The sequence below is a fragment of the Microbacterium testaceum genome, from assembly GCF_001476285.1.
Classification (GTDB): Bacteria; Actinomycetota; Actinomycetes; order Actinomycetales; family Microbacteriaceae; genus Microbacterium; species Microbacterium testaceum_B.
The window spans coordinates 25,368-52,165 of the sequence record NZ_LDRU01000030.1; the positions used below are offsets into that span (position 1 = coordinate 25,368).

The 26,798-nt window shown below is 70.2% G+C and carries 23 protein-coding genes; 6 read left to right on the top strand and 17 right to left on the bottom strand.

Annotation, left to right across the window (positions count from 1 at the left end):
- Positions 1-34 precede the first annotated feature (34 nt).
- The 4 genes from NS283_RS05905 to NS283_RS05920 form a co-directional block, all read right to left on the bottom strand.
- On the bottom strand, positions 35-1,582 hold the full coding sequence (locus NS283_RS05905; protein WP_058595953.1) for a GMC oxidoreductase: 1,548 nt from the start codon (positions 1,580-1,582) through the stop codon (positions 35-37).
- Positions 1,579-2,373: a TIM barrel protein gene (locus tag NS283_RS05910; RefSeq protein WP_058595954.1), complete on the bottom strand. Its 795-nt coding sequence runs from the start codon at positions 2,371-2,373 to the stop codon at positions 1,579-1,581. The genes NS283_RS05905 and NS283_RS05910 overlap by 4 nt, the downstream gene beginning before the upstream one ends.
- Before the next feature lie 73 nt (positions 2,374-2,446).
- Entirely contained in the window at positions 2,447-3,283 is an 837-nt protein-coding gene (locus tag NS283_RS05915) for a carbohydrate ABC transporter permease (RefSeq protein ID WP_013584809.1), read from the bottom strand.
- Positions 3,283-4,248, bottom strand: a complete 966-nt coding sequence (locus NS283_RS05920) for a carbohydrate ABC transporter permease (protein ID WP_058595955.1) — start codon at positions 4,246-4,248, stop codon at positions 3,283-3,285. Before NS283_RS05920 ends, NS283_RS05915 begins: the two co-directional genes overlap by 1 nt.
- Before the next feature lie 348 nt (positions 4,249-4,596).
- Here NS283_RS05920 and NS283_RS05925 point away from each other — a divergent pair, with 348 nt between their 5' ends.
- The 4 genes from NS283_RS05925 (at position 4,597) to NS283_RS05940 (ending at position 10,607) form a co-directional block, all read left to right on the top strand.
- Positions 4,597-5,880, top strand: coding sequence for an ABC transporter substrate-binding protein (locus tag NS283_RS05925; RefSeq protein WP_058595956.1), 1,284 nt, complete (start codon positions 4,597-4,599; stop codon positions 5,878-5,880).
- A 77-nt stretch (positions 5,881-5,957) separates the two neighbouring features.
- Entirely contained in the window at positions 5,958-7,421 is a 1,464-nt protein-coding gene (locus NS283_RS05930) for a family 43 glycosylhydrolase (RefSeq protein WP_058595957.1), read from the top strand.
- Entirely contained in the window at positions 7,418-9,565 is a 2,148-nt protein-coding gene (locus tag NS283_RS05935; RefSeq protein ID WP_058595958.1) for a glycoside hydrolase family 3 N-terminal domain-containing protein, read from the top strand. Before NS283_RS05930 ends, NS283_RS05935 begins: the two co-directional genes overlap by 4 nt.
- Positions 9,566-9,668: 103 nt before the next feature.
- Positions 9,669-10,607 (top strand): LysR family transcriptional regulator, encoded by a 939-nt coding sequence (locus NS283_RS05940; protein WP_058595959.1) that lies wholly within the window; start codon positions 9,669-9,671, stop codon positions 10,605-10,607.
- 381 nt (positions 10,608-10,988) lie between these two features.
- Here the strand turns inward: NS283_RS05940 and NS283_RS05945 are convergent, their stop codons facing one another.
- The 8 genes from NS283_RS05945 to pcaH all read right to left on the bottom strand — a co-directional run bounded on the left by NS283_RS05945 (position 10,989) and on the right by pcaH (position 18,806).
- Positions 10,989-11,894 carry an alpha/beta hydrolase gene (locus NS283_RS05945; protein WP_058595960.1) on the bottom strand — a complete coding sequence of 302 codons (906 nt, stop codon included), beginning with the start codon at positions 11,892-11,894 and terminating at the stop codon, positions 10,989-10,991.
- Entirely contained in the window at positions 11,891-13,369 is a 1,479-nt protein-coding gene (locus tag NS283_RS05950; RefSeq protein ID WP_058595961.1) for a C-glycoside deglycosidase beta subunit domain-containing protein, read from the bottom strand. The genes NS283_RS05945 and NS283_RS05950 overlap by 4 nt, the downstream gene beginning before the upstream one ends.
- An 8-nt stretch (positions 13,370-13,377) precedes the next feature.
- On the bottom strand, positions 13,378-14,679 hold the full coding sequence (locus tag NS283_RS05955; RefSeq protein ID WP_058595962.1) for a C-glycoside deglycosidase beta subunit domain-containing protein: 1,302 nt from the start codon (positions 14,677-14,679) through the stop codon (positions 13,378-13,380).
- Between the two features lie 199 nt (positions 14,680-14,878).
- Positions 14,879-15,259 (bottom strand): 4-carboxymuconolactone decarboxylase, encoded by a 381-nt coding sequence (gene pcaC / locus NS283_RS05960; protein WP_058595963.1) that lies wholly within the window; start codon positions 15,257-15,259, stop codon positions 14,879-14,881.
- Positions 15,259-16,056, bottom strand: a complete 798-nt coding sequence (locus NS283_RS05965) for an alpha/beta fold hydrolase (protein WP_058595964.1) — start codon at positions 16,054-16,056, stop codon at positions 15,259-15,261. Before NS283_RS05965 ends, pcaC begins: the two co-directional genes overlap by 1 nt.
- On the bottom strand, positions 16,053-17,444 hold the full coding sequence (locus NS283_RS05970; protein WP_058595965.1) for a lyase family protein: 1,392 nt from the start codon (positions 17,442-17,444) through the stop codon (positions 16,053-16,055). The genes NS283_RS05965 and NS283_RS05970 overlap by 4 nt, the downstream gene beginning before the upstream one ends.
- Positions 17,434-17,994 (bottom strand): protocatechuate 3,4-dioxygenase subunit alpha, encoded by a 561-nt coding sequence (pcaG, locus tag NS283_RS05975; protein WP_058595966.1) that lies wholly within the window; start codon positions 17,992-17,994, stop codon positions 17,434-17,436. Before pcaG ends, NS283_RS05970 begins: the two co-directional genes overlap by 11 nt.
- A complete protein-coding gene (gene pcaH, locus NS283_RS05980) occupies positions 17,994-18,806 on the bottom strand; it encodes a protocatechuate 3,4-dioxygenase subunit beta (protein ID WP_058595967.1) in 813 nt (270 codons plus the stop codon). Before pcaH ends, pcaG begins: the two co-directional genes overlap by 1 nt.
- Before the next feature lie 90 nt (positions 18,807-18,896).
- Here pcaH and NS283_RS05985 point away from each other — a divergent pair, with 90 nt between their 5' ends.
- Together NS283_RS05985 and NS283_RS05990 are read left to right on the top strand one after the other, a co-directional pair.
- Entirely contained in the window at positions 18,897-19,649 is a 753-nt protein-coding gene (locus NS283_RS05985; protein ID WP_058595968.1) for an IclR family transcriptional regulator, read from the top strand.
- A gap of 215 nt (positions 19,650-19,864) precedes the next feature.
- Positions 19,865-21,040, top strand: coding sequence for a 4-hydroxybenzoate 3-monooxygenase (locus NS283_RS05990; protein WP_058595969.1), 1,176 nt, complete (start codon positions 19,865-19,867; stop codon positions 21,038-21,040).
- Between the two features lie 334 nt (positions 21,041-21,374).
- On the opposite strand, the gene NS283_RS05995 is transcribed toward NS283_RS05990, so the two are convergent.
- The 5 genes from NS283_RS05995 to NS283_RS06015 form a co-directional block, all read right to left on the bottom strand.
- On the bottom strand, positions 21,375-22,856 hold the full coding sequence (locus NS283_RS05995; RefSeq protein ID WP_058595992.1) for an amino acid permease: 1,482 nt from the start codon (positions 22,854-22,856) through the stop codon (positions 21,375-21,377).
- Positions 22,857-22,970: 114 nt separating this feature from the next.
- Positions 22,971-23,969 carry a magnesium/cobalt transporter CorA gene (gene corA, locus NS283_RS06000; RefSeq protein WP_058595970.1) on the bottom strand — a complete coding sequence of 333 codons (999 nt, stop codon included), beginning with the start codon at positions 23,967-23,969 and terminating at the stop codon, positions 22,971-22,973.
- Positions 23,970-24,065: 96 nt separating this feature from the next.
- Entirely contained in the window at positions 24,066-24,407 is a 342-nt protein-coding gene (locus NS283_RS06005; RefSeq protein WP_058595971.1) for a DUF3140 domain-containing protein, read from the bottom strand.
- Positions 24,408-24,480: 73 nt separating this feature from the next.
- Entirely contained in the window at positions 24,481-25,389 is a 909-nt protein-coding gene (locus NS283_RS06010; protein WP_058595972.1) for an EamA family transporter, read from the bottom strand.
- 7 nt (positions 25,390-25,396) lie between these two features.
- A complete protein-coding gene (locus NS283_RS06015; RefSeq protein WP_058595973.1) occupies positions 25,397-26,668 on the bottom strand; it encodes a serine hydrolase domain-containing protein in 1,272 nt (423 codons plus the stop codon).
- Positions 26,669-26,798 lie beyond the last annotated feature (130 nt).

Consider the following 26,798-nt stretch of genomic DNA (forward strand, 5'->3'; position numbering starts at 1 on the left):
ACACTCTAATGTCTGATTCCTGCATAAGCAAGGATCAGACGGATGCCGAGACCGGGGCGGCCCGCTCCGAACCGAGCACGGCCGCGATCTTCCGCGCCCCCCGCACCGCCAGGGCGACCGAGGTCACCGTGGGGTTGCACGCGGTCGCGGTCGGGATCACGCCGTTGCCGGCGACGAACAGATCGGGAACGCCCCAGACTTCGCTGTCGACGTCGCACACGCTCGTGCCGTCGTCCGCGACGCCCATCCGCGTCGAGCCCTGATAGTGCAGCGACGAGCCGAGCGGAAGCGTGAACGGGCGATCGCCGACCGGGTCGCCGATGGCCTCGGCCAGACGCACGATCTCGCGCCGGGCCCGCTCCACCACCTCGTGATCGCGGGCGGTGAGGCGGTAGTGGATGCGGGGAGCCGGCATCCCGTATCCGTCGACGTGCGCCTCGTCGAAGACGACGCGGTCATCGCGCTGCAGGTCCTTGGCGCAGAACAGTCCGAGCCCCACGATCGAGCCCGGGACGACGGGGTCGTCGTCGGCGAGGGCGATCGGAGAGGCGTCGAGCTGCATGATCTGACCGTGGAACGGCATGTCGTCGGTGAACGGCACCCAGCTCACGCCGCTGTACTCCGCGAGTCCGGCCGTGGGGGCATCCTCGGCGAGCGGCGGCATATCGCGCAGCCGCGAGGCGAAGACCACCTGGGCCTGATCGTTGAGGTAGCGCCCGAGCGCCTCGGGACGCACGCCCGAGGCCCACAGCAACTGCGGCGTGCGCAGCGCGTCGGCCGCGACCACGACGAAGCGCGCCGCAACGCGGTGCTCCTCGCCCGAGCGCAGGTCGCGCACGATCACCCCGGCCGCGCGTCCGCCCTCCACGATCACGCGCACCGCGAGCGATTCGTCGAACAGCGAGAACCCGGGGTTCTCTCGCGTCACCTCGCCGAGCACGACGTCCGACCCCGACCAGACCAGACGTCCATCGTCGCGGCGGTGCACGGCCAACGGCATCCGCTGCACCTTCGTCTCATCGACGCGGCCCTCATCGACCGCCGCCGAGAGGCGCTCGCGCACGATCGCCCCGAAGGGCGCCGAGTCGAAGGCGTTGCGGGTGACGCCGAGCAGACGATCGCCCTCGTCGAGCAGCTCGTCGAGATCGGGCAGGAAAGCGATGCGCTCACTGTCGTTCGGGCGGGGGCAGGCACCGGTCCAGTGCGCCGCCATGCCGCCGACGTTGCTCGACATCGCCACGACCGGCAGGCCGTCCTCCCCCTCGAACGCGTAACCGTCCTCCAGGAGGAAGGTGCCCGGGCGCGCACCGCGGACGCCCGCCCGGGCGGCGCCGGGGTTGGCGACCTTCGCGCCGCGCTCACCGGGACCCTCGGACGCGACCTGCGCGCGAGCCCGTTCGGCGGGGTCGGCGATGTTCTTCACGTGCGCGCCGGGCGGGTCCGACACCGTCGGCCCCACCTCGAACATCGCGATCGTCGCACCCGGCACCCGCTCCGAGAGGATGCGCGCATAGGCCGAGCCCGTGGGGCCGCTGCCGACGATGACGACGTCGACCGATTCGGGGTAGCGTCGCGCGTTCATGCCGCGCGCGCGATCTCGACGACGTGCGCGACCGAGGCCTCGGACGCGGTGGTCGGGTAGTACTCCAGGCCCACCGGCCCGTCGTAACCGCTGTCACGCAGCAGGGCGAAGCGCTCGGTCCAGTCGAGGGCGCCCGTGCCGGGCTCGCCGCGGCCCGGCGCATCGGCGAGCTGCACGTAGTGGATGAGGTCGCCGGCGTTCGCGAGCTCGGCCTCCATGTCCTCGCCCTCGACGGCCGAGTGGTAGATGTCGTACAGCACGCCGAACTGCGGGGAGTCGACGCCGCGAGCGACGTAGACGCCCTCGGCCGTCCGGTCCAGGAGCGACCCGGGGTGGTCGACCCGGACGTTCACCGGCTCGAGCACCAGGCCGACGCCCGAGCCCTCGATCTGCGCGATCGCCTTCCGGTAGATCTCGATGAGCTTGTCGAGTTGCACCTGGCGCTTCCACCCACCGAACCCGGTGCCGCTGCCGACGACGATGCGCGGGCAGCCCAGGTCGCGGGCGATCTCGACGCCCTCGTCGAGCTTGCGGAAGAACTCCGAGTGGTCCCACGGCGGGATCATGAACTGCGTGCGGGGCTCGGCGAGCTGTGCGGTCAGCTGGACGCCGGTCTCTTCGAGCGCGGCCTTCAGCGCGGGCAGATCCTTCGGGGTGGCCGGGGCGTCGACGCCGGTCGGCCCCCACATCTCGACAGCGTCGAAGCCCGCGGCCGCCGCCGCGCGCACGCGGTCGTGGTAGTCACCGGCCTCGGTGAAGAGGAGTTCGATGTTGGGGGCGAGTTGGTACACGAGGGTGTCCTTTCGAGGATGCGGGCGCGACGATCATGGATGCCGGCGGTCCGGCATCCATGAGGAGAAGGCGTCAGCCCTTCAGGCCGCCGGCGAAGCCCTGGATGAAGCGCTTCTGGGCGAACATGTAGAAGAGCAGGATCGGGATCATCGAGATGATCACGACGGCGAAGATCTTGTTCCAGGCCGAGACGAGACCGCCGACGTAGGTGTACATCGCGACGGGCAGGGTCTGCGTGGTGGAACCGCCGAGGAAGATCAGCGAGTTGAAGAAGTCGTTCCAGACGATCAGGCCCGCGAGGATCGCCACCGTTCCGGTGGCCGGCGCCATGAGCGGCAGCACGACACGGAAGAAGGCCTGCACCGGCGAGGCGCCGTCGATCACGGCGGCCTCTTCGTACTCGGTCGACAGCCCGCGGAAGAAGCTGGCGTAGAGGAAGACCGACAGCGGCATCAGGATGCCGACCCAGAGCACGATCATGCCGAAGGCGTTGCCGGTCAGGCCGATCGAACGGGCCCCGATGTAGAGGGGAACGGTGCCCAACTGCGCGGGCAGGATGATCGCGATGAGCACGAGGTAGTAGGTGATCGTCGTCCACTTCCGGGTGCGGCGGGCGATCACGTAGGCGGCGACCGAGCCGAACAGGACGAGACCGAGGATCGCTCCGCCGGTGATGATCACGCTGTTCAGGATGCTCATCGGGATGCTGTTGCGACCGGTCGCGGTCAGCACCGACACGAACGCGCTGAAGTCGATGCTCGTCGGCGGGGCGACGGCACTGCTCGACAGGGCCTCCTTGTCGCTCTTGAGCGCGGTGGCGACGAGGATGTAGAGGGGCAGGAGACCGATCAGGGTCACGACCCAGACCAGGACTTCCCGGACGGCCGTGAACTTCGTGTAGCGGAACATCAGGAGACCTTCCCGACCTCGCGGTCGCGCGTGACGTACTGCTGGAGGATGGCGAACGCCAGGATGATGACGGTGAGCACGAGCGCGAGCGCCGAGCCGAAGCCGAACTGTCCGAGAGAGAAAGCGTTCTTGTAGACCTCGGTCGCGAGAGTCTCGGTGGCTCCCGCCGGACCGCCTCCGGTGAGGGCGAGGATCTGGTCGAAGATGCGGAGGCCCTGGATGAGTCCCAGGGTCGTCGCGATCGCGATCGAGGGGCGGATGGCGGGGACGACGACGTTCCAGAAGCGCCCCCACACGCCGGCGCCGTCGAGGGCCGCGGCCTCTTCGACCTCGACCGGCACCGAGGCCAGGCCCGCGAGGTAGATCACCATCGTGAAGCCCGTCTGCTGCCACACGACCGTGATGAGGATCGCCCAGATCGACCACGTGGGGTCGGCGAGCCAGGTCTTCTGCAGCGACTCGAGACCGATCGCCCCGAGGAAGCCGTTCAGCGGACCGTTGAACTGGAAGATGAACTTCCAGACATAGGCGACGGCCAGCGGGCTGAGCACGACCGGCATGAACAGCAGGGTGCGCAGGATGTAGCGCGTCTTCAACGTGCGGTTGATCGCGAGGGCGAACAGCAGGCCCAGCACGTTCGTGATGATGACGGACCCGAAGGCGAGGAAGAGGGTGTTCCACACCGCGCCGAGCAGCTGCGGGTCCGCGAAGATCTTGGCGAAGTTGTCGAACCCAGTGATCTCGAACGAGCCGAGACCGGTCCAGTTGGTGAAGGCGAAGAAGCCGCCCGTGAGGGTCGCGGCGTACTGCACGCCGAGCACGAGGAGGATGGCGGGAAGAGCCCACCACCACTGCCCGTAGCTGATCAGGGGCTTTCCCCCGCGCACCGGCCGCTGAGATGTCCGCCGAGCCTTGGGCGGCACGGTGAGCGTCCGCGTGGTGTCCTTTTCGATGGTCACAGTCATCTGCCCTCTGACTTCGTCGTCATTGCGCTCTCGTTGCGTCGAGCGCCGGTTCTCCGACTATCGCACCCTTGTGTCGAAAAGACACATTAGTGATATGGATGCTCGACATAACGAGACGAGCTCTCCCCTTCTGACCCTCACGGCCACCCGCGCGCATCGCCCGCGCGCGAGGAGAAATGCTGGTGAGCGGCCGTATCGATGGCGAATCGCTGGCACTATTGCACGGCATCAGCGACGCTAATGTCGAAAACCGACAAATGTGTGTCACCCTGAACTCGCGGCAACGAAAGCCGTACCAGCCACTCACTACCCGGGCTGGAGACAAAGACGTCACGAAAGGGTTCGCCCATGCCACAGCACAGTTCGCTTCGGTCGCTCCGCCTTCCCCTGCTCGCCGCTCCGCTCGCCGGTGTCCTCATCCTCGCCGGCTGTTCGGGCAACAGCGACTCCGGCGGCGGCGACAGCGCCGACGGGTTCACCGTCATGGTCGCCCAGGCCAACGACGACGACCAGTCGTACGCCAAGACGCTCGAGGCCTACGGGCAGGAGAAGGGCCTCAACATCGAGGTCATCCCCTACCCCTCCGAGGCCTACAACACGCAGGTCACCACGCAGCTGCAGGCCGGCAACGCCGCCGACGTCATGATCCTCGCGCCCGGCACCGGACAGCCGATCTCGGTCATCTCGCTCGCGCAGGCGGGCCTGCTGGCCCCGCTGGGCGACTCGTCCGCCAGCCTCGTCCCGGCGAACGCCGAGAACCAGTACGAGGTCGATGGCAAGGTCTACGCCCAGCCCACGGCGCTCATTCCGGTCGGCCTCGTCTACAACAACGACGCCGCGAAGGAAGCGGGCCTCACGGCCTACCCCGACGACTACGAGTCCCTCCTCGCCGACTGCAAGACCGCTCGCGACGCGGGCAAGAGCTTCACGGTCCTCGCCGGCGCCATCACCTTCAACACCGGCCTGATGGCGCAGCTCATCTCGGCCACCCGCGTCTACGAGGCGACCCCCGACTGGAACGAGCAGCGCGCCGCGGGCAAGGTCACCTTCGCCGACACCGAAGGCTGGAAGGAGACGCTGCAGGACCTCGTCGACATGAACTCCGCCGGCTGCTTCCAGGACGGTGCCGCGGGCGGCACGTTCGACAACATCACCGCCGGCCTCGGTGGCGGCACGGCTCTGTCGGCCGCGGTCCCCGGGAGCGCGGCGAGCTCGATCGGCGCGGCGACCGGCGCCGACCTGACCGTGCAGAGCTTCCCGCCCTCCTCGGGCCAGAAGCCGTTCGTCCTCGCCTCGGCCAACTACGCCTGGGGCGTGAACGCGAAGACCAGCGACGCGAAGAAGAAGCTCATCCAGGACTTCCTCGACTGGGTCGCCACCCCCGACCAGGCCAAGGCCTTCGCCGACAGCTTCGGCGGCGTGCCGATCGTCGGCGCCTCGGAAGACAGCCTGCTCCCGCAGTACAAGAACATCGGCTCGCTGCTCGAGTCGAACTCGTACACCGGCCTGCCGAACGCCGCGTGGCCGAACCCGGGCGTCTACGACGCTCTCGGTGCGGGCGTCCAGGGTCTGCTGACCGGCCAGAAGACGGTCGACCAGGTGCTCGCCGACATGGACAGCGCCTGGGGCTGATCCCCTCTGGCGCGATCGGCTGTCGTCCCCCGGGGCGGCAGCCGATCGCTGTTTCCGACCCACGCACAGGAGCTCTCGTGACCACCTTCCGCAATCCCGTCCTGGGCGGGGACCGTCCGGACCCGGCCGTCATCAAAGTCGGCGACGAATACTGGATGACGTACTCCTCGTTCGAGTCGGCTCCGGGTCTACTGCTCTACCGCTCGCGCGACCTCGTCTCGTGGGAGTACGTCACGGCCGCGCTCCCCGATCCCGTCGGCGTGACCTTCGCGGTCGACATCGCCGAGGTCGACGGACGCTTCTTCATCTACATCCCCTTCATCCCGGCATCCTGGTCCGCGCTCACGGAGCCCTCGATCTTCGTCATCCACGCCGACTCCATGGAGGGCCCCTGGTCGGAACCGATCGACCTCGGCATCCGGGGCGCGATCGACCCGGGCCATATCGTGGGCGAGGACGGGAAGCGGTACCTGTTCACGAACGGGGTACGTCGGATCGCCCTCGCCGACGACGGACTGTCGACCGTCGGCGACCTCGAGCACGTGTACGACGGCTGGCACTACCCCGACGAGTGGATCACCGAGGCCTACGCTCTGGAGGGGCCCAAGCTGCTGCGCACGGACGAGTGGTTCTACCTGATCAGCGCCGTCGGCGGCACAGCCGGCCCGCCCACCGGGCACATGGTCATCGCCGCGCGATCACGCTCGGTGCACGGCCCGTGGGAGAACAGTCCGCACAACCCCGTCACGCGGACCACGGATGCCGCCCAGGCGTGGTGGTCGCGCGGTCACGCGACGATCGTTCCCGGCCCGGAGGGCGACGGGTGGTGGATGCTGTCACACGGGTACGAGAACGGCTACCGCACGCTCGGCCGCCAGATCCTGCTCGAGCCCGTCACCTGGACCGACGACGGATGGCCGCTCGGGGCCATTGACATCGGCGGCGACCTCGACGTCCCGGCGGGTGCCGCCGCGCAGAGCGGACCCGTCGCGTGGAACGACGACTTCGCGGCGCTCCCGTCCCCCGAACGGTGGACGTTCCATGCCCCCGGCCCCCGCGAGGCGGAACGGCTCCGAATCGATCACGGCCTCGTCGTCACGGCGAAGGGCGACTCTCCCGCCGACACGTCGCCGCTCGTCACGATCGCCCCCGACCACGCGTACGAGATCGAGGTCGACGTCGAGGTGAGCGACCCCGGGGTCGAGGCCGGCGTCCTGCTCTTCTTCAACGACCGCCTGTACGTCGGCGTCGGCATCGACGGCGAGCGCATGCGCACGTACTTCGGCGGCCATCCGCACCACCGCCCCGAGCCGGCACCGCCCGCGAGGCGGATGCAGCTGCGCATCCGCAACGACCGGCACATCGTCGAGATCCACTACCGCGCCCCCGGCGGCGAGTGGACACGGCACGGCCTGCGGTTCGAGGTCTCGGGCTACCACGCCAACACCGTCGGCGACCTGCTGAGCCTGCGACCCGCCCTCTACGCGTGTGGCGAGGGAACCGCGCGCTTCCGCTCCGCGACGTACCGGCCCCTGTCATGAGCGCTCGCATCGACGACCTGCTCGCCCGCATGACGTGGGACGAGAAGATCGGTCAGCTCCAGATCGTCTTCCGCCCGAACCCCGACGACGCCGCCGCCCTCGTCCGCCGCGGCGTGGGCTCGACGTTCTGGCCCCCGTCCGCCGCGGCGACGAACGCCCTCCAGCGCGTCGCCGTCGAGGAGACGCGTCTCGGGATCCCCCTGCTCATCGGACTCGACGTCATCCACGGACAGCGCACGATCGCCCCGATCCCGCTGTCGCAGGCTGCGACCTTCGACCCCGACCTCGTCCGCGAGCTCGCGCACCTCGCCGCGACCGAGGCCCGCTCGGGCGGCGTGACCTGGACGTTCTCCCCGATGGCCGACGTCTCGCGCGACCCGCGGTGGGGACGCGTGTCCGAGGGGTTCGGCGAGGATCCGTGGCTGACCTCGCTGCTGGTCGCCGCCATGGTCCGCGGCTACCAGGGCGACGACCTGTCGTCTCCGGATGCCATCGTCGCCACCGCAAAGCACTTCGTCGGCTACGGCGCGGGCGAGGGCGGGCGCGACTACAACAGCGCCGACCTCAGCGAACGAGCCCTCCGCACCGTCCACCTCCCGCCGTTCGAGGCCGCCGTGCGGGCGGGAGCCGCCTCGGTGATGGCCGCGTTCACGTCGGTGTCCGGCATCCCGATGCACGCCCACCGGCGTCTGCTGACCGACGTGCTCAAGCGGGAGTGGGGCTTCGACGGGGTCGTCGTGGGCGATGCCGAGGGCGTCGCGAACCTCGTTCCGCACGGCGTCGCGGAGAACCTCGCGGATGCCGTCCGCCAGGCGTACGCGGCCGGGCTCGACATCGAGATGGGCGGCTCTCCTCTCGGCCTCGCCGACGACGAACTCGCGCGTCTCGATCCCGGCCGCGTCGACGACGCCGTACGCCGCGTGCTGCGCGTGAAGGAGGCACTCGGCCTCTTCGAGAACCCCTACGTCGATCCGGATGCCGAGATCACGACCCCGGATGCCGCCTCTCGCGCGCTCGTCCGCGCCGCCGCCACGCGCGGCAGCGTGCTGCTGCACAACGACGGCACCCTCCCCCTCGTCGCGCCGCGCCGCGTGCTGCTGACGGGCCCGTACGCCACGTCGACCGACCACCTCGGCGCGTGGGTGCAGTTCTTCGGCGCCCGCGCGGGGTCCGTGGCCGACGAGCTGTCCGATCGCCGCCCCGACCTCGAGATCGCCGTCGAGGAGGGCGTGGACTTCCTCTCACCCGACGACGGCGGCATCGCGGCGGCCGTCCGTGCGGCGGCCGCCGCCGACGTCGCGGTCGTCCTCGCCGGGGAGCCCTCCGCCCTCTCCGGCGAAGCCGCCTCGCGAAGCGACTTGCGCCTCCCCGGTCGGCAGGAGGCGTTGATCCGCGCGGTCGCCGCCACCGGGACGCCCACCGTCGTCATGCTCGTCACCGGCCGACCGCTCGTCGTCGCGGACTGGATCGACGAGGTGGCCGCCACTGTCGTCGTGTGGCACGGGGGCACCGAAGCCCCGGCGGCGATCATCGACCTCCTGCTGGGTGACGCCGAGCCCTCCGGTCGCCTGCCGATGTCGTTCCCGCGCTCGGTCGGGCAGATCCCGATCCCCTACGCCCACGAGAACACCGGACGCCCGGCGTCGACCGGCGGAACGCTCACCGCCGAACACGTCGACGTGGGCCTGCACGGACCCGGGAACGTACAGGACAAGTACACGTCGAAGTACCTCGACCTCCCCCTCGGACCACAGTTCTCCTTCGGCCACGGCTCGGGCTACGCCCGGTTCGCGCACGGGGTGCCCGAGGTCTCGGCATCCGCATTCCCCGCCGAAGGCGCTCTCGACGAGACGGTGCTCACGGTAACCGTCGAGGTGACGAACACGTCCGACCGGCGCGGCGACGAAGTGGTGCAGGTGTACCTGCGCGACGTGGTGGCCTCGGTCACGCAGCCCGTGCGGCGCCTCGTCGGCTTCGCGCGACGGACCCTGGATGCCGGCCACTCGGCGACCGTGCCGATCGCCCTGCCGCGTGAGGCCTTCGCGCTGTGGGCAGACGGCTGGCGCGTCGAACCCGGGGCGTTCGACCTTCACGTCGGGAGCACGCTCGCGGCCACTCGGCTCGTGCGCGTCGAGGCCCGGTAACCGGAATCACGATCAGGAATACTTTCAGGCACGACATCGACGTGGTTGATACGCTCGGCGTACCCGATTCGTTCCGCCCCCGGCACGAGGAGAACACGACGACGTGTCCGACAACGCAGCTCTTTCCCGCCTCGACCTCAACCTGCTCGTCTCGCTCGACGCGCTGCTCACCGAGCGCAGCGTCACGCGCGCGGCCGAGAGCCTGCACCTGAGCCAGCCCGCGCTGAGCGCCTCCCTCGCGCGCCTGCGCACGCACTTCAACGACCAGATCCTGGCGCGCCGCGGCAACACGTACGAGCTGACGCCCTTCGCGGTCCGCCTCACCGATCACACGAGCACGGCTCTGGAGGCCGCGCGCCGGGTGTTCGAGAGCCAAGCGTCGTGGTCGCCCGCCGAGTCGACACGCGAGTTCTCGATCTACGGGTCGGACTACGGCTTCGTCACGGTCGGCACCGTCGTCTCGCAGCTCGCCGCCGAGCAGGCGCCGGGCGTGCGCTTCCGGTACATGCTGCACAACCCCGGCATCGTCGAGGACGCCGCGAATCGCCTGCGCTCGGCCGACGCGATGGTGATCCCGCACGGGCCGGTGTCGGAGTTGCCGTACCTCGACCTCTGGCAGGACGACTGGCTGGCCGTCGTCGCCGACGACAACGACGAGGTCGGCGACACCCTGACGATGCAGAACCTCGCCGATCTGCCGTGGGTGCTCACCTTCCAGTCGCGGTCGGCCTTCACCTCCGCCGCGCGGCAGATCCAGCAGCTCGGTGTCGAGCCCCACATCGAGGTCGTGCTGGAAAGCTTCCTCTCGGTCGGGCATTTCGTCAGCGGGACCCGCCGCGTGGGCCTGGTGCAGTCGGCGCTCGCTCCGCATCTGCTCCGCATCGGCGGCATCCGCGTCGTTCCCCTCCCCTTCGCGGCGACGCCGATCGTGAGCGCGCTGTGGTGGCATCCGTCCCACAATCGCGACCCCGAGCACGAGTGGATGCGCGGGCTGTTCGCCGAGGCCGGGCGCGTGATCGCCGCCGGCCACGCCCCGCACTGACCCGCGGCCATCCACGCGTCGTTCACTGTCCAAGACACCCGGTCGATTCCGCGAGCCGTCCGGGTGTCTTGGACACTCAACCACCCGCCTCGGAGTCACGTCGAGTGTCCAAGACACGCCGTAATGCGCCGGGAGGTTGCGGCGTGTCCTGGACACTCAACGTTGCTCTGCGCCGCGCACGCGCCCACCCACCGCGGCATTCCCCGACACCTGAGGAACTCGGGAATTACGCCGTTGTAGTTTCGAAGCTTCCCTCGGGTCAAGGGTTTTCCACAGGGTATTCGCACAGAGAATGGCGGTTTACGCACACCTCTCCACAGAGTTATCCACAGGTGCACTCACACCTGTTCGTAAAGGCGTGCGCACCCGAACACCCACGGCTCAGCCGAGAGGGAGCCGCCGGATCCACGCGACGATCGCCTCGACGGTCGGCAGCGCCGTCGGATCCGCGGGCTCGTTGATGTGCCCGTGCGCGGCGCCCGGCTCGAGGTGCACGTCCACCGCGCCGCCCGCGGCGCGCACCATCTCGGCGAACGCCTCTCCCGAGGGACGCAGCTCGTCGAGCTCGCACACGACGACCAGCGTCGGGGGGTAGCCCTCTCCCTGCCCGAGACCCGGGAAGGCGTACGGATCACGGATGCCGCCGGGCCCGGCGAAGTTCTCCGAGATGCGGCCGATCGGCGAGGCGGGATCGAGCGGCGCGCCGGGGTCGACGCTGTTTGGATGCAGCGCCGGATACACCGGGACGAGCCCCGCGGGCGCCGTGCCCGCTCCATCGCGGAGTCGCGCGGCGACGCCGACCGCCAGGTTGCCGCCCGCGCTCGCCCCGCCGAGGACCACGGCATCCGGACCCACCCCGAAGAACTCGTGCGCGTTCTCGAGCGCCAGACGCCATCCGGCGAGCACGTCGTCGGATGGAACGGGGAAGTGCGCCTCGCCGAGGCACTTCGTGTAGTCGAGGGCCAGGACCGGGATGCCACGGGATGCCAGTTCGAGGGCGACCCAGTGCGACTCCGGCATGTCGAGGTACCCGCCGACGAACGCACCACCGTGCACCCACACGAAGGCCCGCCCGCTCGGCGCCGCCGACGGGTCGCGGTACAGCCGCGCCGGCTGCGGCCCGCGGGCCCCGTCGACCGTGAGGTCGCGCGTTTCGACGGCGGCCAGACGCGGGAATCGACGCACGAGCGAGGCCGTGTCGATGTCGTCCCGCGGATCGGTCGGCTCACCGTGCTCGCGCAGATGCGCGAGCATCTCGGCGAACGGCAGCGCGCGCAGGTCGGTCATACGCCGGCCGGCACAGCCCGCATCGAAGCCCGGATGAGGTCGTGCTGACGCCGCACGAGGAGCAGCGGGTCGACCTCGCCGAGCTCGGCGAACGCGTGTCCCTCCCACTCGCTCGACCAGAAGCCGCGGTACCCGCCCTCGACGAACACGCGCACGAGTTCGGGGTAGTCGATCGCCGGCTCCTGGCGCTCGTCGTCGATGTCGTAGAACTTGGCGTGCACGTGCAGGATCTGCGGCATGATGTCGGCCCACTCCCGCGGGTCGACGTGCCCGTGCATGTTGAACGCGAGGTGCGCGAACGAGCCCAGGCGGCCCGGGTCGAAGTCCCGCCCTCGGAGGTACGCGATGAACTCCTGCTGTCGCGCCTGCATCGTGGCATCCGTCGCCCAGATCTCTTGCAGTTTCGCCACCGCGTCGTCGTCGAGACCCGCGCGCCGGACGGCCCGCAGCAGGGTCGGCGACATCGCGTGCATGGTGGAGGAGAAGTCGGCGACGAAGCCGAGCAGGGGCGAGTCGAGCTCGGCGTAGATCTCGCGCACGCGCAGGATCGGCTCGGAGTTCGGGCCCATGGGCGCGTGGATCTCGTACGCGAGCTTCAGCTCGAGGTCCTCGGCGATCGGCAGCAGCCGGCGCAGCAGCTCGGGCTTGGCGCTCTGGATGCGCACGAGCGGGAAGCCGAGCTTCTTCGCCCCCTCGAACATGAGCTTCGAGAACGCGAACTCCTCGTCGGGCGTCATGTCGCGGTCGCGCCGACGCCCCATGTCGAGGTTGGCTCCGAACGAGCTCTCGACGAACCCGTGGCGGTCGAACGCGTCGCGCCACGTGCGGACGAAGTCGTCGCCGACGACGGGGTAGGTCGGCACCATCTGGGATGCCACGATCTCGATGCCCGGACCGATCCCGAGCTCCGCGACCCGGTCGAGCAGCCCGTCGAAGTCGAACCACCCGGCGCGGAACTCCGCGCTGGCCGAGTACAGCGTGAGCCCGAGCTGGAAGGGGTCGCCGTCGACGGCCGGCGGCGGGGGCGCCACCTCGGACACGAGCGCCGGGGGCTCGGCATCCGCGGCGACGACCGTGAGGCTCTTCACGTCGTGCACGACGTTCGGCACGTACATCCCCGGGCCGCCGTCGGCCCCGGGCGCGATCTGCATGTAGGGCAGGCGCAGCTCGCCGTGCAGCACGACGTCGTGGGTCTCGCCGAGCGCGACCGGAGCGGAGCGGCGCGCGATGAGGAGCGGGTGCTCCTGCAGGAACCAGAGCCGTTCGCTCTGCTCGGGCAGCTCGTCGAGGCGGTACGAGGTGTCACCGAACTCCACGCGGAGGTCGTCGGCATCCACCCGCTCTCCATCGACGGTGAGGGCGAGGGTCGTCACCGACGACAGCCAGAGGCTGCGGTACCAGGGGATCGTCAGGCGCAGCGCGAGCCCGTCGGGGTGCGTGCGCAGACTGTCGTCGTGGATCAGTCCGTTGGGCATGGCGTTCCTCAGATCCGGTCCGCGATCTGGCGGATCAGCGAGTGCTGGCGGCGCACCTGCTCGATCGAGCGCCACGGCTCGCGCTCGCCCTCGTACTCGCTCGAGAGGTAGCCCGTGTAGCCCGCGTCCTTGAGGGCCTTCAGCACCGGCTCCCACGGGATCTGCTTGTCGTCGAGCTCCTCGTCGATGTCGTGGAACTTCGCCTGGATGAACACGACGTTCTCGATCACGTCGAACACGTCGTTCGGGTCGACATGGATGCCGTCGAGGAACGCCGGGCGCTGGCCGGGCAGCTCGCCGGGCTTGAGCGGAATGGGGCGGTCCTGGAAGATCCCGGTGTCGAGCAGCAGGCCGAAGTGCTTCGTACCCGTGCGCTTGATGAGCGAGATGTAGTCGTCCACGACCTCGTGCTTGATGGGGGTCGGCGAGTGGATCTCTGGGCAGATGATGACGTCGAGCTCTTCGGCGAGCGGGAGGGATGCCTCGACGACCTCGGTCCAGATCGGGTGCGGGATGAGGTCGCTCGAGACGACGCCGATCTTCGGCCGCACGAAGCGGAAGCCGAGGCGCTTCGCGAGACGCAGGTCGCGCTGGAGAGCGGCTGCCCCCTCCTCCACCGTCATGTCACGGCCGTTCGGGCCGCTGGAGTGCAGGCGCGTGTCGATCCACGAGCCGTAGTTCGTGGGCTCGAGGCCGTACTTCTGCAGCAGAGCGAACCACTGTTCGACCCACTCGTCGGACGGGTTCGGGTAGTTCGGGATGTGCGCTTCGCCGAGGATCTCCAGGCCCGTCGCACCGAGGTCGGCGATCGAGGCCATCGCGGTCTCGAGGTCCATGACCGTGCCGAAATCGCTCATGTAGCTGTACAGCGAGACGCCGTAGCGGAAGGGGGCACCGGATGCCTCGGGCGCGAGCGTGACGTGCTTGGTGACGCGGTAGGTGCTCGGCTGGTGCTCCTGCGGGATGTACGACATGCGCAGTCGCAGCTCGATCGACAGCTCGTGCACGCCGTCGGGGAGGCCGCCGGCAAGCGGCACCGTGATGATCGCGGCGTCCTCGAGCGGCCAGCGGACGCCGTCGCCGTCCCACAGCTCCGCGAGTGTGTAGGTGCCGCCCTGCAGCGTCCACAGCGGCACGTCGGGCGCGACGTCGACGAGCCCGGGGATGCTCACGCCGATCCCGTCGATCAACGAGGCGGCCATGCCGCGGTACGACGGCATCCGGACGCGGAACTGGAAGCCGGTGATCTCGCCGTTCTCGCGGACGTTGCGGAATCCGACGGACTGGATGAGGTCTCTTTCGAGAAGCATCGTCGCTCACTCTCTGTGGGGTTCGCTTCGACGTTACCTCTCTTTAGTCTGTTTCAGACATAAGGGGTTGTGATGCCGCACATCACCATCGCGCACCCCGCGCTCGAACATCCGCCGCACGCGGACGATGTCCCGAAATGTGCGATCGGGGCGCGCTCTACCTGCACAAAGTGGGACACGAGTCGCCCGACCCCTGCCCTCACGCGTGGTCCGCGAACACCTCGCTCGCGATGCGGAACGCCGTGTTCGCCGCCGGCACGCCGGAGTAGATCGCCGACTGCAGGATGACCTCGCGGATCTCGTCGATCGTGAGGCCGTTGCGGATCGCGGCGCGCAGGTGCATCGCGAGCTCCTCGTGGTGCCCGTGCGCGATGAGCGACGACAGCACCGCCACCGACCGCGACCGCCGGTCCAGGCCCGGACGCGACCAGACGTCGCCCCACGCCACACGGGTGATGAAGTCCTGCCAGTCGGCGGTGAGCTCGGTCGCGGCGGCGGTCGCGCGGTCGACGTGCGTGTCCGAGAGCACCTCGCGGCGCACCGTCATGCCCTGGTCGTAGCGTTCCTGGTCGGTGGTCATCAGGCGTCCCCTCGAGAGGCGGCCTCTGTCGAGACCGAGGCGAAGAACGACCGCAGCAGCGCCGCCACGGCCTCGGGCTGCTCGGCGGGCGGGAGGTGCCCGGCGTCGTCGATGCGCGCGATGCGCCCGTCGCGGACCCCGGCGACGATCTCCGCGGCCTTGGCCTCGGGAGCGACGGCGTCGAACGCGCCCCACGCGGCGAGCACCGGCACCGCGATCTCCCCGAGCACGGGGCGGACGTCGTATGCGGCGAGCGCCTCGCAGCAGCGCGCGTAGCTGTCGTCGTCGGCATCCTGCAGCGCGTGCAGCAGGCGCCCGGTCAGCTCGGGCCGCCGCGCGATGGAGTCGGGGGCGAACCAGCGCTGCGCCGAGGCGATGATGAGGCTCGACGTGCTCTGGGCCCGTGCCTGCGCGGCTCGGTCGTGCCATGCGTCGGGGTCGCCGAGCTGGGCTCCGGATGCCACGATCGCGGCGGCCCGCACCCGGTCGCCGTGCCGGCGCGCCAGTTCGAGGCCGGTCGCCCCGCCGAGCGAGACGCCGGCGTAGAGGAACGTCTCGTCAGGCACGGCCGCAGCCACGGCATCCGCGAGGTCGGCGACCGTGAACGCCTTTCGCGCGATCGGCCCCGCGCCGTGACCGGGCAGGTCCCACGCGGCGACGCGATAGTCGTCGGCGAGCAGCGGCAGGACGTCGTCCCACAGGATCGTCGAGGTGCCGAGCGACGGGCCGAGCACGACGAGGGGCGCCCCCGCCGGCCCGACCGGCTCGGTCAGCGAGATCAGCGGCATCGCGGTCATCGTTCCACCCCGTCTTCGTCGGCATCCGGTCTCGTATGGTCACGGCGATCCTGCGCAGCCCCGGCGCCGGCCCGCGCCATCCACGGAGCCAGGCCCACGTAGGCCCGGGGATCGAGGAGGGCGTCGACGTCGAGACCCGCAGCCTCGGGCATCGTCTTCAGGGCGCCGGCGAGGTCGGCGTCGCCCGCGAGCAGCGCGGCGAAGCGCTCGGCCCCGATCAGCGGGACGAGCACGCCGCGCAGGCGTTCGCTCACGAGGCGCCCGCCGGTCAGGCCGGCGTTGGTCTCCGCCGCCGCGGAGTCGACCCGCAGGTGCGCGAGCATCGACGCCGCGTGCCGCGTCGCGCCGAGTGCGAGCCGCAGCAGCTCCCGCAGGGTCGGCCATTCGGCGTGCCACGCCCCGTCGGGGCGTTCGTCGACGGCGAGGGATGCCGCGAGGTGCAGCGTCGCGCCGAGCTGCGGCGCGCGAAGGGCCGCGGAGCGGATGAGGACCGCCTCCGCCGGGTTCTGCTTCTGCGGCATGGCCGAGGAGCCGCCGCCCACGCCCTCCGACACCTCGCCGATCTCGGTGCGACTGAGAGTCGCCACGTCGCCCGCGACCTTGCCGAGGGCGTCGATGGCCTGCACGAGCGCGTCGCCGAGCTCGGTGATCGGCCAGCGCGTCACGTGCCACGGCGCATCCGGCGCGTCGAGATCGAGCGCCCGCGCGAAAGCGGCGGGGAGCGCCGCCGCGGTCTCTTCGGAGCCGGTGATCTCGACGAACGATGCGAGCGTGCCGCCCGCCCCGCCGAGCTGCGCGGGGTACTCCAGGTTCTCGAGCCGCCGCGACGCCCGCTCGATACCGCGCGCCCAGGTCGCGGCACGCGCGCCCAGGGTCGTGGGGACGGCGTGCTGGGTGAGGGTGCGTGCGGCCGAGACGTCGTCGGCGTGGGTGACGGCGAGGTGCCGTGCCCACTCCCCCGCGATGCGCAGCGACGAGCGCACCTGGTCCATCGCCCGGCGCGCGACGATCATCAGCGCCGTGTCGAGGATGTCCTGACTCGTCGCCCCGCGATGGATCCACGCCCGATGCTCCGCCGTCACCTGCGCCTTCAGCATGCCCACGAGCGGGATCACGGGGTTGCCCCCGCTCACCGACTCCGTGATGAGACGGTCGACCTCGAGACCCGCGGCCGGATTGCCGTACTTCTCGTCGATGCCGAAGGTGTGGTCGATGTCGCGGCGAGCCTCGCGCGGGGCGACGCCCACTTCCTCGTACGCGGCGACGAGAGCGCATTCCGCGCGAACGAGCGCGCTCAGCACGAACGAGTCCGACACCAGAGCGTCGTGCCCCACGGTCACGGGCGACAGCAGCCCGAGGTCGATGGGCACGAGGGGATCAGAAGGCAAGGAAGACCGTCTCCTTCTCGCCCTGCAACCGGATGTCGTGGTGGAGGTTCCCCTCGGGCGTTCGCGTCGCCACGAGGCTAGCGCGCTCGCCCGCGTCGAGCGAGGACAGCAGGGGATCCGCGGCGAGCGCCGCATCGTCGCCCGGCACGTAGATGCGGGTGTGCAACTTGTCGGGCAACCCGCGTGCGAACACGATCGCCGCGAAGAAGCCCGGACGATCCCGGATGCCACCGGGCTCCCGCGTCCAGAACTCGAAGTGCCCTTCGTCGTCGGTGAACGCGCGGCCGAAGCCGGTGAACGTGTGGTCGTCGCGGCGGAACGCGCCCCGCGCCCGCGGCACGGAGCCGTCGGCATCCGCCCCGAAGATCTCGACCAGCGCGTCGGGGACAGGCGCTCCCGCCCCGTCGAACACGGTGCCGCCCAGCACGATCGCCCCGGGCGAGTGCGGGAACACGACCTCGTGCTGCTTCGGGTACTCGAGGCCGTACGCGAAGAACGGGCCCACGGTCTGGCCGGGGGTGGCGCGGTGGGTCTTGGCGGGGGTGCTCATCACTCGTCGCCCTCCTGCTCGAAGTACGTCTGATCCGGGCCGTCGACGACGATGTCGAAGCGATAGCCCGTCGCCCACTCGGGCGAGGTGAGGTCGTGGTCGTAGACGCCGATGAGGGCGTCGCGGTCCTTCTGCCGGTGGATGGTGTTGTAGATCGGGTCGAGCGCGAAGAGCGGGTCGCCCGGGAAGTACATCTGCGTCACCAGGCGCTGCGTGAACGACGAGCCGAACACCGAGAAGTGGATGTGCGCGGGGCGCCAGGCGTTGCGGTGGTTCTTCCACGGGTAGGGGCCGGGCTTGATCGTGGTGAAGCGGTACTCGCCGTTCGCGTTCGTGATCGCGCGCCCCGCACCGGTGAAGTTGGGGTCGAGGGGGGCGGGGTGCTGATCGCGCTGGTGGATGTAGCGCCCCGCCGAGTTGGCCTGCCAGATCTCGATGAGCTGGTTCGCGATCGGTCGCCCCCACGAGTCGAGCAGACGCCCTTGCACGCTCATGCGCTCGCCGAGCGGCTCGCCGGCGTGCTGCAGGGTGAGGTCGGACTCGATCGCGGCGACGTCGCGCTGTCCGAACGCGGGCGAGAAAAGCTCGATCGTCTCGGGGTCGACGAGCTTCGGGTTCTTCGTGGGGTGCCGCAGCACGCTCGAGCGGTACGCGGGGAAGTCGTGGGCGGTCGCGGCGACCCGCTCCCCCGCCGCCTCGAGTGCGTCGAGCTCGGCGTGACGGGTGCGGATCTCGTCGACGATCTGGTCCTGCGTGGCCTGATCGGGAGCGGCGAGCAGCGTTTCGGGCGCCGCGGCGGGGGTGTGCGTCATGGGGTCTCCTTCGACCAGACCATCGTCCGACACCGACCTTGAGGACAGCGTAGTGTTCCCGCTCAATGGGAATCGTGGCATCCTGAGCCCATGGCGAACTCCCCCTCGGGCGACTCGGTCACCGACCGGCTGGTGCGCATCCTCGAGACGTTCACCCCCACCCGCACCGCCCAGACGACCGCCGATATCGGCCGACGCGCGGGGTTACCGAGCTCGTCGGCGCACCGAATCGTGAACGAGCTGGTCGACGCCGGCCTGCTCGAGCGCGACGACGAGCGACGCGTGCGCGTGGGGATGCGGCTGTGGGAACTGGCGACCCGGTCGTCGCACGCCCTGCGCCTGCGCCAAGCGGCGCTGCCGTATATGGAGCGCGTGCAGCAGCGCGTGCGCGAGCACACGCAGCTCGCGATCCTCGAGCACGACGAGGCGCTGTTCCTCGAGCGGCTCAGCGCCCCCGACTCGGGAGCGAACATCACGCGCGTCGCGGGCCGCCTGCCCGTGCACGCCTCGTCGTCGGGACTCGTCCTGCTCGCCTTCGCCCCGCGCGACCTGCAGGAGCGGGTGCTCGCCGGCCCCCTTCCGCGCGTGACCCCCGAGACGATCGTCGACCCGGCGGCGCTCCGGCGCACGCTCGCCGAGATCCGCACGCTGGGGCGCGTGATCGCCCCCGGATACGTCGACGAGGTCTCCACCGGCGTCGCCGTGCCCGTGCGCGACGAGACCGGCGCCGTGATCGCGGCGCTGTCGGTGGTTCTGCCCCGCGACGCCGAGACGCAGTTCGCCCTCGTCGAGCTCCACCGCGCCGCCCGCGACACCGAGCGCACCCTCGGCTATCGGCGCTGACCCCCGCCCGCGCTCCCCGCCCCGCCGCGCACGTCGCGCGTCCATGTGCATGATCCATGGGGCGCGAGTCACCCGAAGAGCCGCACGGGGCGCCCCGCCAGCCACCCCGTCCTGCACATGGACCACACCGAGCCACATCCCGTTCAATGAGAGCACTGCGGCGGGGAGCCCGCGGGAACGGCACCATCGACACAGCCACCGTCGAAGGAGACGCCATGACCACCACCGTCCGCACCCGTGTCGCCATCGTCGGCGCCGGCCCCGCCGGCCTCCTGCTGTCGCACCTGCTCGATCAGGCGGGCATCGACTCCGTCGTCATCGACCAGCGCTCGCGCGACGAGATCGAGAGCACGATCCGGGCCGGCATCCTGGAACAGGGCACGGTGGAGCTGCTCGACACGATCGGCGAGGCCTCGCGCGCCCGGACGGTCGGCCATCGCCACGACGGCATCGAGCTGCGCTTCGAGGGCGAGGGGCACCGCATCGACTTCGCCGCGACCGTGGGCCGGGCGGTGTGGCTCTACCCGCAGCACGAGGTGCTGAAGGACCTCATCGCCGCGCGTCTGGCCGCCGGCCAGGACCTGCGCTTCGGCGTCACCGCGGAAGGCATCGAGAACGGCGAGCGCCCGCGGGTGATCGCGCGCGATGCCGAAGGGAATCCTCTCGAGATCGAGGCCGAGTTCGTCGTCGGGTCCGACGGCTCGCGCAGCGTCGCCCGTGCCACCGTGACCGGGTCGAGCACCGGCGGGTACTTCCGCGAGTACCCCTTCGCCTGGTTCGGCATCCTGTGCGAAGCCCCGCCCAGCAGCGAGGAGCTGATCTACAGCAACTCCCCCGACGGTTTCGCGCTCGTCAGCCAGCGCTCCGACACGGTGCAGCGCATGTACTTCCAGTGCGACCCCGAGACCGACACCGCGGCGTTCAGCGAGGAGCAGCTGTGGGACGAACTGCAGAAGCGCGTCCCCGGCACGACTCTGAAGCAGGGCCCGATCTTCCAGCGTGACGTCCTGCGCTTCCGCAGCTTCGTCGCGCACGAGCTCCGCCGCGGTCGCGTCGCGCTCGTGGGCGACGCGGCGCACACCGTCCCGCCCACCGGCGCGAAGGGCATGAACCTCGCGATCGCCGACGTGCGCCTGCTCGCCGCCGCCCTCGGCGCCCTGCTGCTCGACGGCGACGAGCGTCTGCTCGACGCCTATCCCGAGACCGCGAGCCGACGCATCTGGAAGGCCCAGCACTTCTCGTGGTGGATGACGAGCCTCCTCCACGTGGCTCCGGATGCCACCGACTTCGACCGCCGCCGCCAGCTCGGCGAGCTGCGCACCGTCGTTGAGTCGGAGCACGGCCGCGCCTACCTCGCCGAGGCGTACTGCGGCTGGCCCTTCGACGCCTGACCGGCGCACGCACCCTGACCTCCGCCCGCACGCCCCCTCGAGTGTCCACGACACCCGGACCGAAATCGAAAACGTCCGGGTGTTCTGGACACTCAACCGACCCGACCCGACCCGACCCGACGCGACCCGACCCGGAGCGCGGGCGCGCGACGCCCGAACGAGAACGCGAGCGCCGGGATGCCGGCATCCGGGCGCCCCACCCTATTGAGTGTCCACAACACCCGGACCGAAATCGAAAACGTCCGGGTGTTCTGGACACACAACGCACGTTGCCGCGCACACGACAGCGGCGCCCGAGCCGAAGCCCGGGCGCCGCGTCACCCCCGCGAGGGGCTCAGTCCTTCTTGCCGCGCGCGTTCTTTTCGCGCGGCTGGGGGAAGGGGCTCGGCACCACCGGCACCGTCCCCGTGTAGCCCTCGCGCTCGGCGGCGAGCTCGGCGATGCGCTTGCGGCACGCGAACCATCCGGCCGTGATGAGCAGGCTCGCGACGATCGCGACGACCAGCGTCGCGGGCGAGTCGATGAACACCAGCACCAACACGATCGCGAGGAACACCAGCGTCGCGTACCCCGTGTACGGCGCCCAGAAGAGCCGGAATCTCGGGCGGACCAGCTCTCCGCGATCGGCCAGGCGCTTGAACTTCATCTGGCAGAGCATGATGGTCGCCCAGGTGACCAGGATGCCGACGGCGGCGACGTTCAGCACCGTCTCGAACGCGTCGCTCGGGTTGACGTAGTTGATCACGACACCGAACAGCGCCACGACCGCGGTGATCGCGATGCCGCCGTAGGGGACGCCGGCCTTGTTCATGCGGGACGCGAACTTCGGCGCGGATCCCGCCACCGCCATCGAGCGCAGGATGCGACCGGTCGAGTACAGCCCCGCGTTGAGCGACGACAGGGCGGCGGTGAGCACGACGAGGTTCATGATCACGTCGACGCCCGGAACCCCGATCGAGGCGAAGAAGGTCACGAAGGGGCTCTCGTCCTTCGAGTACGCGGTGTACGGCAGCAGCAGCGCGAGAAGGAGCACCGACCCGACGTAGAAGATCGCGACGCGGAAGATGACCGAGTTGATCGCGCGCGGCATGACCTTCTCGGGGTTCTTCGTCTCGCCCGCCGCGGTTCCGACGAGCTCGATCGAGGCGTACGCGAACACGACGCCCTGCATGAGGATGATTGCGGGCAGGATGCCGTTGGGGAAGAAGCCCCCGTTGTCGGCGATGAGCGAGAAGCCGACGGGCGCACCGTTGGGGGTGCCGAACACGACGAAGTAGATGCCCACGAGCAGGAACGCGACGAGCGCCGTGACCTTGATGAGCGCGAACCAGAACTCCAGCTCGCCGAACACCTTCACCGACACGAGGTTGACCGCGAGCACCGTGACGAGCGCGGCGAGTGCCCAGGCCCACTGCGGCACCGCGGCGATCCACGGCACGTACTTGCCGAAGAAGTTCATGTAGAGCGCGGCGGCGGTGATGTCGACCATGGTCGTGGTCGCCCAGTTGATCCAGTAGAACCAGCCCGAGACGAACGCCGCCTTCTCGCCGAAGAACTCGCGCGCGTAGGAGACGAATGAGCCCGAGGTGGGGCGATGCAGGACGAGCTCGCCGAGCGCCCGGAGGATGAAGAACGCGAAGAGCCCGCACACCGCGTACGAGATGACGATCGCGGGTCCGGCCTGAGCGAGGCGCCCGCCGGCACCGAGGAAGAGACCGGTTCCGATGGCACCGCCGATGGCGATCATCTGCACCTGACGCGACGTGAGTCGCTTGTGGTATCCGGCGTCCTCGAGCTGAACGGTCGAGGTGTGGATCTGCTCGGCAGCGTCGCCGGCGCGGGGGGTGGAGTCGTTCACGTACCCATCATTCGTTTCACGCAGCCCCTGTCCAGCAAGCGCGCCGAGTGTCGGGATTCCGGATGCCGCGGGCTACAGCCACTTCTTCACCTTGAACGTCAGCCACAGCCCCGCCGATACGAGCACCATGAGCACGAGCGCCATCGGGTAGCCGAACTCCCAGTTGAGCTCGGGCATGTTCTTGAAGTTCATGCCGTAGATCCCGCCGATCAGCGAGGGTCCGAAGAGGATCGCCGCCCATCCGGAGATCTTCTTGACCTGCTCGTTCTGCTCGAGCGACGTCTCGGTCTGCCGCTGCGTGACGAGCGTCGCGTTGACGGTCAGGGCGTTGTCGAGGATCGAACGCATCGACGTCAGCTTGTCGCACTGGCGCAGGACGTGGTCGAGGACGTCGCGCAGCGACCGCTGCAGTTCGATGTCGACGCCGTACTTCTCGGCACCGCGCAGCAGCGCCTGGAGCATGTCGCGCAGGGGTTCGGTCGCACGCTGGAAGTGGATGACCTCGCGAGCGAGCTCGTAGATGCGCTGCGTCAGCTCCGCGCCGCCGACCCCGAAGAGCTGATCCTCGATCTCGTCGACGTCGTTCTGCAGCCCACGCGCGACGGGGTCGTACTGGTCGACGACCTCATCGAGAATCGCGTAGAGCACCGCCTCGGGGCCCCGGGCGAGGAGCTCGGGCTGCTCCTCGAGCCGGTGCCGCACGCGGGCCAGGTCGGGCACCTCGGCGTGACGCACCGTCACGACGTAGTCCTCGCCCACGAACACGTGCAGCTCGCCGAACTCGACGGTCTCGGTCTCGTCGATGTACCGGGCGGGACGCAGCACCGCGAAGAGATTGCCGCCGTACCGCTCGAGCTTCGAGCGCTGGTGCCCGGCCAGCGCGTCCTCGACCGCGAGGGGGTGCAGCGAGAACTCCGCCGCGACGCGTTCGAGCTCTTCGGGCGAGGGGCGCAACAGCCCGATCCAGGCCATCCCGCCGTGAGCCTCCATGTACTCGAACGTCTGGTCGAGGCTGGCGGGGTTCTCGATGCGGTGGCCGTCGACGTACACGGCGCTGTCGATGATGGGCATGTATCAGTTCTACGCCCCGCAGGTGGCCGGGCGATGACGTGGTACCCGCCTTCAGGCGGGAGTCACAGCGCCGGGCACCGGCACGAGGTCGATGCCCTAGGCCTTCTTCGAATCGTGCCCCCAGTTCATGAGGGAGTATCGCCAGTCGGTGTCGGTGATGTCGCCCTTCGGGCGCTGGGCTCCGTGCCGCTTGACGTATCCGACCACTTTCCGCATGTGCGCGATGTCGGCGTCGGTGAGGTCGGCCTTCTTCTTCTTGAGTATCCGCACGATGTGCCGACCGCTCTCGTGCCCGGTCGACTCCCCGCCGTCCTTCTTCTGTCCGACGCCGCGGGACTCGTCGGTCTCCAGCCAGTCCGACAGCTCGGTGGCCGTCATGTTCACGGCCTCCCCGAACTCGGCGCGGGTCTGTTCGTCGTCATCGCTGCGTTCGCTCATACGCCCATGCTGACCGTCGACCCCGCACCGCCCCGCCCCCTTGCGCGGCCCGCCGGCCCATGGCATCCCGGGCTCAGCCGACGGGCTCGCTCAACGGCTCGTTCGGGTCGGATCCCGGATGCCGTGCCCCGGGCGCGCGCCGGGCGGCCGCTGTCACGGCTCCGATGCTCGCCGCGATGACCAGGGCGATACCGCCCACCTCGAGCCACGAGAGGTGCTGGCCGAGGAGGAGGAATCCCGCCGTCGAGGCCGTCGCGGGGCCGAGGCTCATGAGGATGGCGAAGGCCGAAGCCGGCAGGCGTCGGAGAGCGATGAGCTCGAGCGCGTAGGGCACGGTCGACGACAGCACGGCGACCGCGGCGCCGAGGGCGAGGATGTCGAGGCGGAGGAGCACCTCGCCGGCCTGCGCGATGCCGAACGGCAGGGCCGCGATCGCCCCGACGGCCATCGCGAGCGCCAGGCCGTCGAGGCGGGGAAAGGCTCGCCCGACGCGCGCCGACGCGAGGATGTACAGCGCCCAGCTCACCGCCGCGCCGAGCGCGAACAGCACGCCGAGAGGGTCGAGCCGGTCCCACCCGCCCGCGCCCAGCGCCACGACGCCGGCGAGCGCGAGTCCCGCCCAGAGCCAGCGCGCCGGGCCCGTCGCCGTGATGATCGAGAGCGTGAGGGGGCCGAGCACCTCGATGGTCACGGTCACGCCCAGCGGGAGCCGCTCGAGCGCGAGGTAGAACAGTCCGTTCATCGTGGCGAGGACGAGACCGAAGGCCACGACCTCGCGCCAATGCGCCGGCGAGTGACCGCGCCACCGCGGTCGGGCGATGATCAGCAGAAGCGTTGCCGAGAACAGCAGGCGCAGCATGACGATGCCGAGCGGTCCCGTCTGCGGGAACAGCATGACGGCGAACGAGGCGCCGACCTCCTGGCACGCGAGCCCGATCAGCACCAGCGCCGCGGCCGACCGCGGCCCGCCGGCCGCCCTCATTCCGGCGTCACTGTGCGGGGACGGTGCAGATGGCGTTGCCGACGATGCTGTCGCGCATCTGCTGGGCCGTCCAGGGCAGTCCCGCCTCGGGGGCGGTCTGCCCCGAAGCCGCCGGAGCCTTCGACGCGATCGCCGCGAGCTCCCAGCTGAGCCACGCGGCGGTCTTGGGGTTGCCCGCCGAGTTGTTCAGCACCACCGAGACGGCCATGCCGGTCTTGGGGTCGGCGAACGAGCCGACCATGTAACCCGCCGTCGCACCGAACTGCCCGATGAGCGAACCGGCCTGGTATGCGCCGCCCGCCGCGGTGAACCACGTCGGGTCGTCGGCGCTCACGGGGAGGGGCGACGAGAACCTGTCGCTCCCCTCGGGCAGCAGGGAGCCGGCGGCGAGCGCCTGCGTGTAGCGGCCGAGGTCGGTGATGTCGGTCACGGCTCCCGCGGCGGCGCCGCCGTAGCTCGACGAGGTCACGGTGACGTCCTGGGGCTGATCGCAGGTCCATCCGCCCTCGGGGAGCTGCTGCGAGCGGAACCCCTCGAGGGCGGTCGACGAGGGCGCGGCAGCCGCCGACCCCGGCAGGCTCGTGTTCGACAGCCCGAGGGGTTCTGCGACGCGCTCGCGGATGAGGTCCGAGAGCGTCTCCCCGGTCGCGCGCTCGGCGGCCAGACCGGCGATCAGGTAGTTCGTGTCCGAGTCGGCGAACGCCGCGCCCGGGGGGTTCAGCCGAGGGCTCGCGATGCCGTACGCGAGCAGCTCGCGCGGGTTCCACGCCCGGTCGGGGTTGTTCAGCTCGCTCCCCTGCAGCACGGACGAGTAGGAGCCGAGCCCCGAGGTGCCGTTGCAGAGCATGCGCAGCGTGATGTCGTCATACCCGGGGAGGTTGCTGACCCACGTCGTCACCGGGTCGTCGAGCTTGACCGTGCCGCTGGCGGCGAGCTCGTACAGCACGTCGCAGGTCATCGCGCCGGTGACATCGGCGGCACGGAAGTCCAGGTCGGTCGAGACCTCGGCGCCGCCCGGTCCCTGCGTGCCCAGGCCCGACACCCAACTCCCGCTCCAGGGCGCCCACACGCCGACGATGGCGCCGCTCGATCCGGTCGCGGCCATGGCGGTCGTGACGGCGTCGCGCAACTCGGTGACCGTCTGGTCGGGCAGCGGCGCGTCGACCTGGGCCGGGACGTCGATGGACACGGAGCTCTCGGCGGTGCACCCGCTCAGGATCACCGCGAGGACGCTCGCGCCGGCGATCGCGGCCGCAGCAGACCGACGCCATGTCCCCATATCGAACCCCCTGGAATCCGCGCGCGACGAATCGCGCGCTCCAAGAATTCAAACACACGCCGCCCGAAGCGACTTGCCGCTTGCGCCCGGGCAGCGTCACGTCTGCATCACATCTCGCCGCGAGCGCTCG

Bases quoted from the DNA above. Each gene is read 5' to 3' on its own strand.
- NS283_RS05905 (WP_058595953.1), bottom strand. From the start codon at position 1,582: ATGAACGCGCGACGCTACCCCGAATCGGTCGACGTCGTCATCGTCGGC.
- NS283_RS05915 (WP_013584809.1), bottom strand. From the start codon at position 3,283: ATGTTCCGCTACACGAAGTTCACGGCCGTCCGGGAAGTCCTGGTCTGG.
- NS283_RS05920 (WP_058595955.1), bottom strand. From the start codon at position 4,248: ATGACTGTGACCATCGAAAAGGACACCACGCGGACGCTCACCGTGCCG.
- NS283_RS05925 (WP_058595956.1), top strand. From the start codon at position 4,597: ATGCCACAGCACAGTTCGCTTCGGTCGCTCCGCCTTCCCCTGCTCGCC.
- NS283_RS05935 (WP_058595958.1), top strand. From the start codon at position 7,418: ATGAGCGCTCGCATCGACGACCTGCTCGCCCGCATGACGTGGGACGAG.
- NS283_RS05945 (WP_058595960.1), bottom strand. From the start codon at position 11,894: ATGACCGACCTGCGCGCGCTGCCGTTCGCCGAGATGCTCGCGCATCTG.
- NS283_RS05950 (WP_058595961.1), bottom strand. From the start codon at position 13,369: ATGCCCAACGGACTGATCCACGACGACAGTCTGCGCACGCACCCCGAC.
- NS283_RS05955 (WP_058595962.1), bottom strand. From the start codon at position 14,679: ATGCTTCTCGAAAGAGACCTCATCCAGTCCGTCGGATTCCGCAACGTC.
- pcaC (WP_058595963.1), bottom strand. From the start codon at position 15,259: ATGACCACCGACCAGGAACGCTACGACCAGGGCATGACGGTGCGCCGC.
- NS283_RS05965 (WP_058595964.1), bottom strand. From the start codon at position 16,056: ATGACCGCGATGCCGCTGATCTCGCTGACCGAGCCGGTCGGGCCGGCG.
- pcaG (WP_058595966.1), bottom strand. From the start codon at position 17,994: ATGAGCACCCCCGCCAAGACCCACCGCGCCACCCCCGGCCAGACCGTG.
- pcaH (WP_058595967.1), bottom strand. From the start codon at position 18,806: ATGACGCACACCCCCGCCGCGGCGCCCGAAACGCTGCTCGCCGCTCCC.
- NS283_RS05985 (WP_058595968.1), top strand. From the start codon at position 18,897: ATGGCGAACTCCCCCTCGGGCGACTCGGTCACCGACCGGCTGGTGCGC.
- NS283_RS05990 (WP_058595969.1), top strand. From the start codon at position 19,865: ATGACCACCACCGTCCGCACCCGTGTCGCCATCGTCGGCGCCGGCCCC.
- corA (WP_058595970.1), bottom strand. From the start codon at position 23,969: ATGCCCATCATCGACAGCGCCGTGTACGTCGACGGCCACCGCATCGAG.
- NS283_RS06005 (WP_058595971.1), bottom strand. From the start codon at position 24,407: ATGAGCGAACGCAGCGATGACGACGAACAGACCCGCGCCGAGTTCGGG.
- NS283_RS06010 (WP_058595972.1), bottom strand. From the start codon at position 25,389: ATGAGGGCGGCCGGCGGGCCGCGGTCGGCCGCGGCGCTGGTGCTGATC.
- NS283_RS06015 (WP_058595973.1), bottom strand. From the start codon at position 26,668: ATGGGGACATGGCGTCGGTCTGCTGCGGCCGCGATCGCCGGCGCGAGC.